This window comes from Pseudosulfitobacter sp. SM2401 (assembly GCF_042932805.1).
GTDB lineage: Bacteria > Pseudomonadota > Alphaproteobacteria > Rhodobacterales > Rhodobacteraceae > Ascidiaceihabitans.
Genome location: NZ_CP170633.1, coordinates 1 through 13,988, shown reverse-complemented (window position 1 = coordinate 13,988; position 13,988 = coordinate 1). Strand labels below are relative to the sequence as shown.

Below are 13,988 nucleotides of genomic sequence, written 5' to 3'. Positions count from 1 at the left end.
AAATCAGAGGTTTTTATGGCACTCACCCTTAAAGCAATGAACTATTTCACGACGGCTTTGCGGCACGGCAATATCGCAAAGGCCGCGGCGGAGTTAAATATCGCCGCATCTGCAATCTCTACCGCCATTGACCAGGTTGAAGCAGAATTTGATCTGACCCTTGTTTCGCGACAGCGGGCGCGCGGCATTCAGGCAAATGCCAGTGGTCGCGACGTGGCCCAGAAATGCGAACGCCTGCTGGACGAATACCGATCGATGCTTGTCGAGGGGGCCGATCTGAAGCAATCACTGAGCGGGACCTTGAGGATCGGATATTACGCCCCGATCGCGCCTGCCTTTTTACCGCAAATCCTTGATACCTTTGTGCCAAACGGATCGGACGTCGTGTTTGAGTTGGAAGAATGTGATAACGATCAGGCGCAGAACGGGCTGATTGATGGCACCTATGACGTCATCGTGTTCGTCGCTCAGGATGTCCGCCCCTCTGTCACATATGACACGCTTATCGCAGCGCCGCCCTATTGCGTGTTGCCATCGAACCATGCGCTCGCGCCGCAAGCTACAATCTCGATGGCGCAGATTTCTTGCGAGCCATTGGTTGTTCTCAACCGCCCTATGGCGGCATCCTACTACGAGGGGCTGTTTGAGCCGGGGATGCGGCAGGCCCCCATCGTAGCCTACGCAAATTCAACCGAGATGGTGCGCAGCCTCGTGGCGGCAGGACGCGGCCTCGCCATCCTGAACATGCGTCCACTGACATCCGAAACCTACAGCGGCGCACAAGTTGTCGAACGGCCAATTTCAGACGCTCTCCCGCCGCTCACTTTGGCCATCGGCTATAGCAAATCGCGGCCCAGGCGGCTTGTTCTGGATTTCGTCCAGGCGTGTTGCGAATACTTTGCATGCCCCAACACACAACACTGCATCTTGAATGACTAATCGATGATGCAAACACTTGCTATTCTGGGTCTTGCTTCGTTCTCGAGTGTCCGCTGAGGTCGCCTGATGAAGCCGAGTGACACTAATCTCTGACGGATGCAGAGACACAGGGAAAAGTGCTTTGATGATGGTTTCGCGTTTGCGCCATAAAAGATCGTCTTGCGCACTAAATTCATTGGACTTCCACGACAAGGAGCGGCCGATGAAAGCGATATGGCAAGCGTGACCCCTTGGCAAAGAACTGATCGTACGGTCGCCGTTCACGAAACCATTTAACGAATGTCAGTGTCCTAAAAGCTCATCAAAGATGTTCCTGGGGTGACAATCGCAGCGCCCATTGCATCGGGTTTTGCAGGGGTAACACCCTCGATCAATACTGACGCGTCGGTCCCTTTTCCTGGTAGATAAATGGCGCAGACCTGAACCTTTAGCACCTTTTTCGCGATCATCATTTGCATCAGACCTTGGGGGCTGACGTCCCTAGGTGGTTGTCCGGTGACAGCCGATGCAGGGGCATTTTTGAGCGCGATGTCACCTGCAGGACCGCACAGTAACATTTCGGCCTCAGCTCCGGCATTGATGGCATTTAGGGTTAGGACCATGGCCATCAATTGGGTTTGTGGTTCGGAAGAAGTGAGGATCGTGATCAGCTTGTTAGGGTCCTTCGCCTGGGCAGTAGAGGCCAGAGCAAAGGCGATGACCGACGCAGTTACGAAGGTGGAAATACGCATTTGAAAGCTCCTTTGGTGTGGTGAAATTGGGTGGCCCTGCATCCGGATTATACTTGGCCAAGAACAGAAACCGTCGGTCAGGGGACGATCGCCAATCGAATGGCATAGGCGACAATTGCGAGGGCGAGGACGCTCATAATCCACAAAGCGACAAACCAGCCTAGCTTTTTCCAAAGTGTAGACTGCATCAGTGATACCCCTCAGCCGGGTCAACTTTGCCTCGAAATACCCAGTAGGCATACGCGGTGTAGCCAAGGATCAGCGGCACGAGAACTACGGTTCCGACCAGCGCAAAGCGCAGACTGGAATCCGGGGCGGCAGCGTCAGCTATCGTCAGGCCAGGCGGCACAATGTTGGGGTAAAAACTGATGCCAATGCCGATGAAACACAGCACAAACAGGCAAAGCGCGGCAAGGAACGGTTGCGCGTCTTTGCCGGCATTCAGGCCAGTGAACAACGCCCATGCGGCAGCGATAACGGCACCGGGCATTAAAACGCTCAGAAGGCTGCCGGGCAAGTTAAGCCAGCGTTGGAAATACTCAGGGTCCTGAAACGGGGTCATGATGCTGACAATTGCGATGAACAGCAACGTTCCTGCGCCAAGCCACCACGCATAGATTTGCATCTGTCGTTGCAATTGACCTTCGGTTTTCAAAATGATCCATGTCGCCCCCAAAAGGGCATAACCCACGACCACACCCAGCCCTGTCAGCACCGAAAACACACTAAGCCAATCCCACCAACCACCAGCATAGGCCCTGTCCGCCACCTTGATCCCTTGCACCAACGCGCCAAGTGCAATGCCCTGCATAAAGGCGGCGACAAGCGATCCGCCAAAAAATGCGACGTCCCAAACTGGCTTCCACCGTTGTGTGCGCCAACGATATTCAAACGCGACTCCGCGAAAGATCAAGGCCAACAGCATCAAGATGATCGGCATGTAAAGTGCTGGCATAATGACGGCGTAGGCCAGCGGGAAAACAGCAAACAATCCGCCGCCGCCCATCACCAACCACGTTTCATTTCCGTCCCAGATCGGAGCGATAGAATTCATCATGCGCGCCTTATCCTGCTCACTGTTTGCAGCAGGAAATAGAATTCCAACACCCAGATCAAAGCCATCAAGGATCACGTAGATCAGAACCGCAAACGCGATGATCCCAGCCCAGATAAAAGAAAGTTCAAACATCGTGATGCTCCTTAGTGATCGGGAATGGGGTCTGGATTGGACTGGGAAATCGGCGCAAGCCCTGCAGTTCGGATCGGTCCGTCCTTTAGACCCAAATGCGGTGTTCCGGCGGGTGTGTTCATCATGCGCAGCAGATAAAACGTGCCTGCGCCAAAGATGAAAAAATAGACCACGATAAATGCCAGTAACGATGCTGCAACGGCGGGTGCTGCGACTGGTGCAAGGCTGTCACTGGTCCGCAACAGGCCATACACCGTAAAGGGTTGCCTGCCGACTTCGGTGGTGATCCAGCCTGCCAGAACGGCGACAAAACCCATCGGCCCCATGAAAATGGCCGCACAGTGCAACCCGCGCCCGTCATACAGTCGCCCACGCACGCGCCGCCACAGGCTCCAGGCGCCAAGCCCCAGCATCGCAAAGCCAAGGCCGACCATGATGCGGAAACTCCAGAATACGACGGCGACAGGGGGTTCATCAGCATCGGGAATAGTATCAAGCCCGTCCATCGGCGCGTCCAGATGATGCTTGAGGATCAGGCTGGACAGTTTGGGAATTTCGACTGCGTAATCGATCCGTTTTTGGTCTGCATTGGGAATGCCAAACAGGATCAGCGGTGCCCCATCGGGGTGGCTGTCATAGTGTCCTTCCATCGCCATGATTTTGATCGGCTGGTGTTCCAAAGTGTTGAGGCCGTGCAGGTCGCCGGCAAAAATTTGCAAAGGCGCGACGATCACAATCATCCACATCGCCATGGAATACATCCGCCGTGCAGGCGCATCTTTTTGGTCCCGCAACAAATGCAAACCTGCCACACCGCCAACCAACAATGCAGTCGTAAGGTAGGCGGCCAAAACCATGTGGGCCAACCGGTAGGGGAAGGATGGATTGAATACGATTTGCCACCAGTCTTGTGGCACAAATTGCCCCAGTTCGTTGATGCCATAGCCCACTGGCGTCTGCATCCACGAGTTGACGGACAAAATCCAAGTGGCTGACATCAAGGTGCCAAAGGCAACCATCGCTGTGGCAAACATGTGCAATTTGTCGCCAACACGTTCGCGCCCGAACAGCATGATCCCCAGAAATCCAGCTTCGAGAAAGAAGGCCGATAGCACTTCGTAGGCCATCAGTGGCCCCAAAATCGGACCGGTTTTATCCGCAAACACTGACCAGTTTGTGCCAAATTGGTAGGACATCACGATGCCCGAAACGACGCCCATCCCAAAGGCCACGGCAAAGATTTTCTTCCAATAATTGAACAAGGTCAGATAGGTTTCTTGGCGCGTACGCAGCCAGAGTCCGTTCAGTACCGCCAAGTAACTGGCCAATCCAATTGAGAGAGCGGGGAAAACAATGTGGAACGAAATGGTGAATGCAAACTGTATACGCGCCAGCATTTCTGCGGTCAGACTGTCGAACATCTTGTTGCCTCTTTTGTGGAGTGGTCGTTGTTTTTGGCGCAACAGGAAGCGCCTTGGTTACAGCTTTGCGGTCCGCAGATAGGGGCGGATGGTTTTGTAGCCATGCGGGAATGACATCGCGGCTTTTGTATCTGTTACGGACGGCGGGATGATGACCTGCTGGCCTGGCACCCAATCTGCAGGTGTGGCCACGTTGAATTTGTCGCCAGTCTGAAGCGCGTCGATCACGCGCAGGATTTCATCAAAATTTCGCCCGACATTCATGGGATATGTCATGGTCAGGCGGATCTTTTTATTGGGATCGATGATGAATACAGAGCGCACAGCAGCTGTCGCGCTCTCGTTTGGGTGGATCATGTCGTACAGTTTGGCGATGCCAAGATCAGCATCAGCGATGATGGGAAAACGCAAAATAGTGTTTTGCGTGTCATTGACATCCTCGATCCATTTCACGTGCTCGACGACAGTATCAGTGGACAGACCAATGGGTTTTACGTGGCGCGTCACGAACTGTTCTGCCAGCTGCGCAGTCCGCCCCATTTCGGTTGTGCAGACAGGAGTGAAATCCGCAGGGTGGCTGAAAAAGAACGCCCAGTCATCCCCGATCCAATCATGAAATTGAATTGATCCTGTTGTCGTTTCTGCTTGGAAATCAGGGGCTGTGTCACCAATTCTAAGGCTCATGGCTCTTATCCTATATTTTGAATAGTGGTTTAAAAGGCATCTAACAAAGCCCATTTACAAAAGCAATACTTTGAATGTATCTTTGAGGTGCGACAACAGGAAGCACCATGAAATTAACCAGTTATTCCAACTATGCGCTGCGCGCGTTGCAGCTGGCAGCGCTCAAAGCCCCCGAGCTTGTCCGGATTGAAGACGTGGCAAGAATCCACAATATATCGCGTCCCCACATCATGAAGGTTGTTCATGAGCTGGGCAAAGCGGGGTATTTAGAAACCGTTCGTGGGCGTGGCGGCGGATTTCGCCTCGCACGTTTGCCTGCCGACATCATCGTGGGTGATGTCATTCGGATTACCGAAGGCCCGATGGACGTCGTCGAGTGCTTTAACCCTGAAAAGAACACGTGCCCGCTGATCGGCATCTGTGTCCTTTCGAAAAAGATTCAGGAGGCAACTGCGGCCTTCATGGCGGTGCTTGACGGTCTGACAATAGCAAATATCGCCTCAAACCGAGGGCAGTTGATGGAGCGGATTGCACCGCTGGATTTGCCGCGGATTGAAGCGGCGGTCGAATAGGAAGACAAATCACTGACCCTGTCCGTCGCTATGGTTTTTGGAACCAAGGGCAGCTTCAGCTGGCTATGCAAAAACGCAGTACGTTTGCAGGTCAAGCAATGGCAAAACCTAGACTGAACTATTCTGCGAGATGGCAGGCCACGCGTGTATTGTTCAAACTGCGCATTACTGGTCGATCTTTTCTACAAATATCGGTCGAAATTGGACAGCGCGGATGGAATGCACAGCCGGTTGGTGGGTTGATGGGATCGGGGATTTCGCCCTCTGGCAGTTCGGCCTCGCGGCCAAACCCGTCCATGCGGGGTGCAGCTTCTAGCAGCATCTTGGTGTATGGATGCTTGGTGTTAGCAAACAAATCTTCGGGGCTGGCTTCTTCAACCAAGCGGCCAAGGTAGAGCACGCCAATACGGTCCGCCATGTGTTGGACCACTGTCAGATCGTGGCTGATCAAAACGTATGTGAGCCCGAAGTTATCCTTGAGATCGCTCATCAGATTTAGAACTTGCGCTTGTACCGACACATCAAGAGCCGATGTCGGTTCGTCGCACACGATCAGTTTTGGTTCAGAAGACAACGCACGGGCAATGCAAATTCTTTGTCGCTGCCCCCCTGAAAACTCATGCGGGAATTTGCCTGCATCAAGCGCGGAAAGCCCCACTTGTTCTAACAGTTTTTCGGCCAGACCAGTCGCATCCCCACCACGCGCCACAACGGGTTCCACGATAATGTCGCGCACCCGCCATCGCGGGTTCAGCGAGGCAAAGGGATCTTGGAAAATCATTTGAATGTCAGAGCGGATCAGATCGATTTTGCTAGCGTCTGTTTCGGTCGCGAGGCTCACACCGTTGATTTCGACCCTGCCGGATGTGGGCGTCAAAAGCCCGACCAGCATGCGCCCGATCGTTGATTTCCCCGACCCACTTTCGCCAACAAGCGCATAGGTGCTGCGTTCAGCAACTTCAAAGTCCACTTCGGAAACGGCGGTCAGCAGCGATTTTGCGCGTCGTTCGATCACACGGTTCAACCAGGGCTTGGACACGTCGAACACCCGGGTGAGGGATTTAACGGATATCAGCGACATTACGATACCTTTTCCACGGCCATGGGGAACCAACACGCAGCGTGGCCATCTGTGATTTGTGGAGCGGGGGCTGCGCGGCATTTGTCTTGGGCATACGCGCAGCGGGGGTTAAATGGGCAGCCCTCTGGCACTTTGTTAAGTCTTGGCATCGCGCCTTCAATCTGGTGCAGCCGCGCTTTGCCCTGTGACGCCAAAGGTGTCGAGGCCATCAAACCAAAGGTGTAGGGATGGCGGGGTGCAGTCAGCACATCGCGCACATTACCAAGTTCGGCCAGACGCCCTGCATACATCACGGCTACACGGTCCGCGGCCTCTGCAATCACGCCCATATCATGGGTGATCAGCATCACCGCAGTGCCCCGATCCCGGCACAGGCGTTTGAGAAGCGCAATGATCTGTGCTTGAACTGACACGTCCAGCGCTGTCGTTGGTTCATCCGCGATGATCAGCGAAGGTTCTGCGCATAAGGCCAAAGCGATCACGACACGCTGTCGCATACCGCCGCTGAATTCATGTGGATAGCTATCAATACGTTCGGCGGCACCAGGGATGCCAACCTCTTCCAGCGCGGCAATTGCCCTGTTGTCCGCTTCGCTGCGGCTGATATCCAGATGGGTCAACATGGTTTCGGTGAGCTGATCACCAATACTCAAAAGCGGGTTTAACGAGGTCAGAGGGTCTTGGAAAACCATACCGATCTGTTTTCCACGCAAGCGGCGCATGTCTTCGTCCTTGAGCAAATCAATGCGATTTCCGTTAAGCCGTATTTCGCCCGCTGCAATGTGGGCCGGTGGGGTCAACAGACCAATCACCGCGTTGCCAGCCATGGATTTACCCGCGCCGCTTTCCCCGACAACCCCCAAAATTTCGCCGGCATGTATGTCATAGCTTACACCGTCAACCGGTTTGACAATTCCGGCGCGGTTGGGAATTTCGACTGACAAACCCCTGATCGACAATGCAACATCAGACATCAGCGCAGCCTTGGATTTAGCGCATCGCGCAGCCAGTCGCCCAGCAGATTAACGCTCAGCGCGAGGGTTAACAGCGTGACGGCGGGGAACAGCAAAATCCACCATTCGCCCGAAAAAAGGAACCCTTGCCCGATGCGGATCAATGTCCCCAGCGAGGGCTGCGTCGCAGGTGCACCCACACCAAGAAAGCTCAGCGTCGCTTCGGCGATGATCGCCAAGGCAAGCGAGATCGTGGCGATCACCAAAACCGGCGACAGGACGTTGGGTAGGATGTGGCGCAGCATGATCGCAAAGGGCGTGCGACCAATGAGGCGGGCGGCCTCAACGTATTCTTTGCGCTTTTCGACCATCGTAGCCCCCCGAACGACGCGGGCAAACTGTACCCAATCACTTAGACCGATGGCTAAAATCAGGACCCAGATCGCCATCTGATCACGGTATTCAACCGGGGTGATCCCCTTGGCGACCCCAAAAATCAACATCGCCACAAGGATCGATGGAAAGGTCAGTTGCACATCGGCGGTGCGCATAATGATGGTTTCTGTCCATCCACCGACGTAGCCCGAGATCAGACCCAAGGTGATGCCAAGCACCATCGCAAGCAGGACGGCGGCCACCCCTACAAACAGCGACACGCGCATCCCGTACAGGATCGTTGAAAACACATCACGTCCTTGATCATCAGTGCCCAACAAAAAGCTTTCGCCCGTGAACGCATTGGGTGTCATAGGCCCCGTGAAGCCATTCATCAGGTTCAAAGATGCCGGGTCGAACGGGTTAGTGGGCGCAATGAGTGGCGCAAAGATAGCTGACAACACCAGAGTTGCGAAAATGAGTGTCGACACCACGGCGACGGGTGACGTTTTGAACATGTAGAAAACGTCGCTATCGAGGAAAACACGCAGCCGCGATTGCTCTGCTGGCTTTAATGGTACGTCAGTCATCAGTGTCCCCCCGCGCGATCGACCCGCAGGCGTGGGTCGATAAAGAAATAAAGGATGTCCACGATCAGGTTGATCCCCACAAACATGACCGAGATCAGCATGAGGTATGCGGCCATGACCGGGATGTCGACAAATTGCACCGCGTTGATGAACAACAAGCCCACGCCTGGCCACTGGAACACCGTTTCGGTGATGATCGCAAACGCAATGATCGCGCCTAGCTGTAGGCCGATGACCGTGATCACGGGCACCATTGTGTTTTTCAAAGCATGCCGGAAATTGATCGTTCTTTCACGTAGTCCCCGCGCGCGGGCAAAACGGATGTAGTCCTGTCGCAGAACCTCGAGCATTTCTGAGCGTACCAAGCGCATGATCAAGGTCATCTGGTAAAGCCCAAGCGTGATGGAGGGTAAAACCAACGCTTTGAGCCCTGAGGCTGTCAGCAACCCCGTGGACCAATTGCCGATTTTTACTGTTTCCCCGCGTCCAAAACTGGGCAGCCATCCCAGTTCGACCGAAAAGATGTAGATCAATAATATCCCGATTAAGAAGGTCGGCAGCGAGACGCCAATGAGGGAGGCTGACATAATGAAATTGGCCAAGAACCCGTCGCGCCTGATTGCAGTGAAGACGCCAAAGCCGATGCCAAATGCGATTGCTAGTATTCCAGACACGGCTGCAAGTTCTAGCGTGGCAGGCGCGCGTTCGATCAAGATATCGGCCACGGGCCGTCCCTGTCGGTAGCTTACCCCAAAGTTGCCCTGCGCGGCCTCAGTCAGGAATTTATAGTATTGCACGGGAAACGATTGATCGAGACCAAGCTGTTCGCGCAGTCGCTCGATATCCGCAACCGTGCGTTCTTGCCCCAGCATGTTGTCAATCGGGTCACCAACAAAGCGGAACATCGAAAATGCCGTCAGTCCCACGATCAGCAAAACAAGCGCGGATTGCACAACGCGTCTGATAATATAGGCCAGCATGATGGTGAATTCCCCAAAGTCCAGGGGGCCTGCGCGGCCCCCCAAATGGTCTTAGTTAACTGTCACCCAGCGCAGAATAAAGAAGTTGTCAGGGCGTTGCACCAGATCAATATTGGCGCGGGTCCCCCAGACAAGAGGCTGAACATAAAGCGGCACATAGGCCGTTTCATCCTGCAACGTCTGTGCGACTTCATCGAGCATTGACTGACGCTTGGTATCATCAATTTCCGATTGGATCATGGGCAGCAATTCATCAACACGCGCGTTGGAATAGCCACCAAAGTTCCAGCTGCCAAGACGCTTTTCCTCGTTCGGGGTCGCGGCAAGAAAACGGATCGGGTGTTCGGCGTCAAACGTGCCGGGCGACCAACCCAACAGGTACATATCGTAATTGTCGGCGCGCAGTTCTGGCCAGTAGTTCTGAACCGGCATTGCATCTAGCGTGGCACGCAGACCAACTTGGGCCAACATGGCGGTAATCGCCTGACAGACCGCTTCGTCGTTCAGGTAGCGGTCATTCGGGCATTTCAGACCAAAGGAGAAACCGTCGGCGTATCCGGCTTCGGCCAACAACGCGCGCGCGGCATCCTGATCATAGGCCGCGTCACCGCCCAACGCATCGGAATAGCCGCGCATTGCAGGGCTAACCAGTTGGTTCACCGCCTCTGCGTTGCCGCGCATGGTCGTTTGCAAGATTGCAGGAACGTTGACCGCATGCGCCACAGCACGGCGGACGCGCGGATCAGCAAAGGGGTTGGCGTCCGATGTCTCAAGCGAATATTTCAAAGCCGCTGCTTCATGTGGGAACCCCAACATGATCACGCGCGCCTCAATCCCTTGGATGACTTTCACGTTCGCATCACGTTGCAAGCGCGCGACGTCCTGTACCGGCACGGGGTTGATGAAATCAACATCACCCGACAGCAATGCGGCGAGGGCCGTAGCCGGGTTCTGGATCGGGGTCAGTTCGGCTCGGGTAATGTTATGGGACGCCTCGCCCCACCAGCCTGCGTGCGGTTCAAGCACAGTGCGCAAGCCCGGCTCGCGGTTTGTGATGGCAAAGGCACCAGTGCCGTTGGTGTTGAGCGTGGCGTAGTTGCCGCTTTCTTTGTTGGGACGGGCGGCTTCGTTCGCCGTGGCCCAATCGCTGTCCATGATCATCCAGTTGGCGATACTGTCGGGAAAGATCGGGTTAGGCGAGGTCGTCATGATATCGACTGTGAAATCGTCAACGACGACAACCTCGGATACGGGCGAAAACCAACTGCTTGTGTCGGCTTCGTCGCTGGATGCGCGTTCGTATGAAAACAGTACGTCTTGGGCTGTGAATGCGGCACCGTCCTGGAATGTGACGTCTTTGCGTAGATTAAAACGCCATCCGTCCCCTGCCCCGATCGCTTCCCAACTGGTTGCGAGGGCCGGTTCGATCGCCATGTCCTGACCACGCCGCACGAGCCCTTCGTAGACGTTGTTCAAGAAGCCCAGAACCGGGGCGGAGTTAACCGCATGGGGGTCCATCGTTTGAGGGTCGGTTGTAACGGCCCACGTAAATTCTTCTGCGTGGGTGGTGGAGGCGGCCGCGGCAATGAGTGCGGCATAGCTTAAATTTCGTAACATTCTATTTCCTAATCTGAGCCGAAACGGATGCGTGCACCGGTGCTTGTAAAAAAGGCGGCGGGCCCAAGAAACTGGCCCGCCGCATGTAGGGCTATTTCATCGTAAAGTACTTTACCTTTGGCTGATCTTCTGGATCAACCTCGATGCCAACTTTGTCTGACATCCCCCAGTTCAGAACCTGGTGGTGGATCGGGATGTACAGCTGTTCATCCTGAACGACGCGCCAAATTTTGGCGATGTCAGCATTACGAGCGTCCAGATCGGTATTTGAGGCTAACGATTTGATCATGCCGTCCAAATCAGCGTTGGCGTAACCGGTGCCGTTCCAAGTACCGATTTCGGCTTCGCGGCCGTGCACGAGGAAGTTAAACACATACTCTGAATCGTATGTCGGCACACCCCAACCCAACATGTAAAAGTCGGTCTTGCCATCGGTAATCAACGGGAAGTGCTGGGCTTTTGGTTTGGCATCGAGGTTCACTTTGACGCCGATTTGACCCAACATGCCAACAGCCGCTTGGCAGATGCCTTCGTCGTTCACGTAACGATCGTTCGGGCAATCAAGCCGGATAGAGAAACCGTCGCCGTATCCTGCCTCTGCCATCAGGGCTTTGGCACCTTCGATGTCAGTCGAGGATTCCGCGTCCATCTCTGCTGTCCAACCGTTCACAAACGGAGGCGCAATCATACCTGCAGGCGCGCTTTGTCCGCGCATCACAACTTGGCGGATCGCATCGCGATTAATGGCCATCGACATCGCCTTGCGCACACGCACATCGGCCAACGGGTTCGCACCGTCGACGTTATCCCCTTCAAGGTCAGCTGCCCCTTGGTTCATTCCAAAAAAGATCACGCGGTTTTGCGGTGCTTGTTTCACCACTAATCCGTCGACGGCATTCACGCGCGCAAGGTCTTGCACCGGCATGTCTTGCAGAAAATCAATCTCGCCCGACAACATGGCAGCCACACGGGTCGCTGCATTCTGGATCGGAGTATAGACAATTTCGCTGACCTCCATCGGGAACTGGTCACGGCCCCAATAGGCGTCGTTGCGCGTCATCACGGTTTTCACGTCAGGTTCGCGGCTGGCCAGTACATAAGGCCCGGTGCCGTTGACATGTGTCGTCGCGAAAGTGATCTCGCCACCTTCAAAGTCCTGAACGTCGACGGTGTTGTTCGCTTCGGTCCAGCCTTTGTCCATCATGTAAAGGTTGGTCAGGTTTGAGGGCAGGATCGGGTTCGGTCCGTCTGTGACAATTTCGACCGAATAATCGCCAACAGCGCGCACTTCGGTGATGGAGCCGATCAGTTCTTTCATGTCGGAATTGGGTTGTTTGGCACGTTCAAAACTGAACACAACGTCCTCAGATGTGAAGTCAGCGCCGTCATGGAATTTCACGCCTTCGCGCAGGTTAAAAACCCAGACATTTGGATCGTCCACTTTTGGGGCCCAGTCCGTGGCGAGCGCCGGTTCAAACGCGCCTGTCACATCGCGAATGATCAACGGTTCGTACATCTGGTGGCGGATCGTATGTGTCGGCCCTTCGTTTTGCGAATGCGGATCAAGCGTCAGCGCGTCCCCTGAACGTGCCCAACGCAGCGTTTCCGCGCTAAGTGGTGCAGCTGTGCTCAGCAGCAAAGCGCTGATTGTGAGTGCCATTGTCGGTTTCATCGAGATTCCCCATGGTTGTTATCTTCCCACTCAAGGTTGATTCATTTTTCGCCAATGGCAAGGCCCTCGACGAATTCGCTCAACCAAATTTGCATTTCGTAAGGCGAATCTTGGTAGCAGCAGTGACGTTTTGCACGGCGTATTGTGACCGGCTCAAAGCCAATGTCAGGTTTCAGACAACTGCAGTGCGATGTATTCAAAGCCGATCAAAGATCCGGATGAGGCCCCTCGTGACGTTACGCAAATAAGTGTAGTGCGGTGATGCAGCAACGCGGAGAACGTCCGCTTTGAACCCAAACAAACAAATGCTGCATCATGAACGAATGTCCTTTATCGGGGTGAAAAGCGTTTCTGAAAAGATCACGAAAAATGAGAAGTCATCTTTCAAACCCCGAAATGATCGCACTCGGGGCCAATGTGCCTCGGTCATAAACATTTCGATCTAGAAAGATGTCGTCTTCGTACGTCGCGAGCCACGGCAGCAACGCTTCGGCACGACCTTCTTCGACGGGCTGATGTGTAATGGCAAGAAATCCATCCTGGAGAGCATACCCCTCTCCGAAATGCGCCGCGAGATTTTCGATATCGACCAATTCGCCACTAAGTGGATCGTTCAGATTGCGAAATCGAAAGAAGGTTAACCCACGTTTTGCCCTGTCGGACTGGAAATCAATCTCCCTCGCCTCGGGCAGAACTTCAGTGGTCATGTTTTCGTAAACGTATCCGCCATGTTCAGAACCAACACCGGTCCCTTCAGCAAATTGAAACCCTTCAAAAACGCCAAACAACACATTGTCGCCGCCCATGTTCAAAATGATGGGGCCGCCGCCTCCATTGCGCTCATATTTCGTAGTAGTCGCAAAAAGTGGTTTGTCATATTCTTTGACCTCGACCCATTGGATTGACGTACTTGTCACTGGACCGAATGGCGTATTGACGACGAGCGACACAGCCTGCTTCCATCTATAAAGCTCGAACTCGCATCCAGCCAGAAAAAGCATAGACGCGAAGGCAATTGTCAGACGAGTTAATGCCGAGCGAAATGGGCGAGGGAGGCGCGGATTTACCAAAAATTCATGCTTTTGTTGCTGGCACGTAATTGCATGTAATAAGCCTAATCAGACATTTGTGAACGTCAAGCAAAAGACAGCAAAGTCCGCAGAGAGAACATCCGCTATTGATTA

At 54.2% G+C, this 13,988-nt stretch carries 14 protein-coding genes; 2 read left to right on the top strand and 12 right to left on the bottom strand.

Annotated elements, in window-relative coordinates:
* Positions 1 to 15 precede the first annotated feature (15 nt).
* Complete coding sequence (locus tag ACFIO0_RS00070; protein WP_390912423.1) at positions 16 to 939, top strand: LysR substrate-binding domain-containing protein; 924 nt, start codon at positions 16 to 18, stop codon at positions 937 to 939.
* A gap of 290 nt (positions 940 to 1,229) precedes the next feature.
* Here ACFIO0_RS00070 and ACFIO0_RS00065 read toward each other — a convergent pair whose 3' ends face one another.
* The 5 genes from ACFIO0_RS00065 to ACFIO0_RS00045 all read right to left on the bottom strand — a co-directional run bounded on the left by ACFIO0_RS00065 (position 1,230) and on the right by ACFIO0_RS00045 (position 4,964).
* A complete protein-coding gene (locus ACFIO0_RS00065; protein WP_390912421.1) occupies positions 1,230 to 1,670 on the bottom strand; it encodes a hypothetical protein in 441 nt (146 codons plus the stop codon).
* A gap of 77 nt (positions 1,671 to 1,747) precedes the next feature.
* A complete protein-coding gene (locus tag ACFIO0_RS00060) occupies positions 1,748 to 1,858 on the bottom strand; it encodes a DUF2474 family protein (RefSeq protein WP_390912419.1) in 111 nt (36 codons plus the stop codon).
* On the bottom strand, positions 1,858 to 2,859 hold the full coding sequence (gene cydB / locus ACFIO0_RS00055; RefSeq protein ID WP_390912417.1) for a cytochrome d ubiquinol oxidase subunit II: 1,002 nt from the start codon (positions 2,857 to 2,859) through the stop codon (positions 1,858 to 1,860). Before cydB ends, ACFIO0_RS00060 begins: the two co-directional genes overlap by 1 nt.
* 11 nt (positions 2,860 to 2,870) lie before the next feature.
* The gene (locus ACFIO0_RS00050) at positions 2,871 to 4,280 is read right to left on the bottom strand and encodes a cytochrome ubiquinol oxidase subunit I (protein ID WP_390912415.1); all 1,410 of its coding nucleotides are present in this window, start codon (positions 4,278 to 4,280) and stop codon (positions 2,871 to 2,873) included.
* Positions 4,281 to 4,337: 57 nt separating this feature from the next.
* Positions 4,338 to 4,964: a peroxiredoxin gene (locus ACFIO0_RS00045; RefSeq protein ID WP_390912413.1), complete on the bottom strand. Its 627-nt coding sequence runs from the start codon at positions 4,962 to 4,964 to the stop codon at positions 4,338 to 4,340.
* A gap of 107 nt (positions 4,965 to 5,071) precedes the next feature.
* Between ACFIO0_RS00045 and ACFIO0_RS00040 the strand changes: the two genes are divergently transcribed.
* Complete coding sequence (locus ACFIO0_RS00040) at positions 5,072 to 5,536, top strand: Rrf2 family transcriptional regulator (protein WP_390912411.1); 465 nt, start codon at positions 5,072 to 5,074, stop codon at positions 5,534 to 5,536.
* 118 nt (positions 5,537 to 5,654) lie between these two features.
* Here ACFIO0_RS00040 and ACFIO0_RS00035 read toward each other — a convergent pair whose 3' ends face one another.
* The 7 genes from ACFIO0_RS00035 to ACFIO0_RS00005 all read right to left on the bottom strand — a co-directional run bounded on the left by ACFIO0_RS00035 (position 5,655) and on the right by ACFIO0_RS00005 (position 13,754).
* Positions 5,655 to 6,617 carry an oligopeptide/dipeptide ABC transporter ATP-binding protein gene (locus tag ACFIO0_RS00035; RefSeq protein ID WP_390912409.1) on the bottom strand — a complete coding sequence of 321 codons (963 nt, stop codon included), beginning with the start codon at positions 6,615 to 6,617 and terminating at the stop codon, positions 5,655 to 5,657.
* Positions 6,617 to 7,591 carry an oligopeptide/dipeptide ABC transporter ATP-binding protein gene (locus ACFIO0_RS00030; RefSeq protein ID WP_390912407.1) on the bottom strand — a complete coding sequence of 325 codons (975 nt, stop codon included), beginning with the start codon at positions 7,589 to 7,591 and terminating at the stop codon, positions 6,617 to 6,619. The genes ACFIO0_RS00035 and ACFIO0_RS00030 overlap by 1 nt, the downstream gene beginning before the upstream one ends.
* A complete protein-coding gene (locus tag ACFIO0_RS00025; protein WP_390912405.1) occupies positions 7,591 to 8,535 on the bottom strand; it encodes an ABC transporter permease subunit in 945 nt (314 codons plus the stop codon). Before ACFIO0_RS00025 ends, ACFIO0_RS00030 begins: the two co-directional genes overlap by 1 nt.
* Positions 8,535 to 9,515, bottom strand: a complete 981-nt coding sequence (locus tag ACFIO0_RS00020; RefSeq protein WP_390912403.1) for an ABC transporter permease subunit — start codon at positions 9,513 to 9,515, stop codon at positions 8,535 to 8,537. Before ACFIO0_RS00020 ends, ACFIO0_RS00025 begins: the two co-directional genes overlap by 1 nt.
* Positions 9,516 to 9,566: 51 nt before the next feature.
* A complete protein-coding gene (locus ACFIO0_RS00015) occupies positions 9,567 to 11,132 on the bottom strand; it encodes an ABC transporter substrate-binding protein (RefSeq protein WP_390912401.1) in 1,566 nt (521 codons plus the stop codon).
* Between the two features lie 91 nt (positions 11,133 to 11,223).
* Positions 11,224 to 12,804, bottom strand: a complete 1,581-nt coding sequence (locus ACFIO0_RS00010) for an ABC transporter substrate-binding protein (protein ID WP_390912399.1) — start codon at positions 12,802 to 12,804, stop codon at positions 11,224 to 11,226.
* A gap of 377 nt (positions 12,805 to 13,181) precedes the next feature.
* The gene (locus ACFIO0_RS00005; protein ID WP_390912397.1) at positions 13,182 to 13,754 is read right to left on the bottom strand and encodes a hypothetical protein; all 573 of its coding nucleotides are present in this window, start codon (positions 13,752 to 13,754) and stop codon (positions 13,182 to 13,184) included.
* Between the last annotated feature and the right edge of the window lie 234 nt (positions 13,755 to 13,988).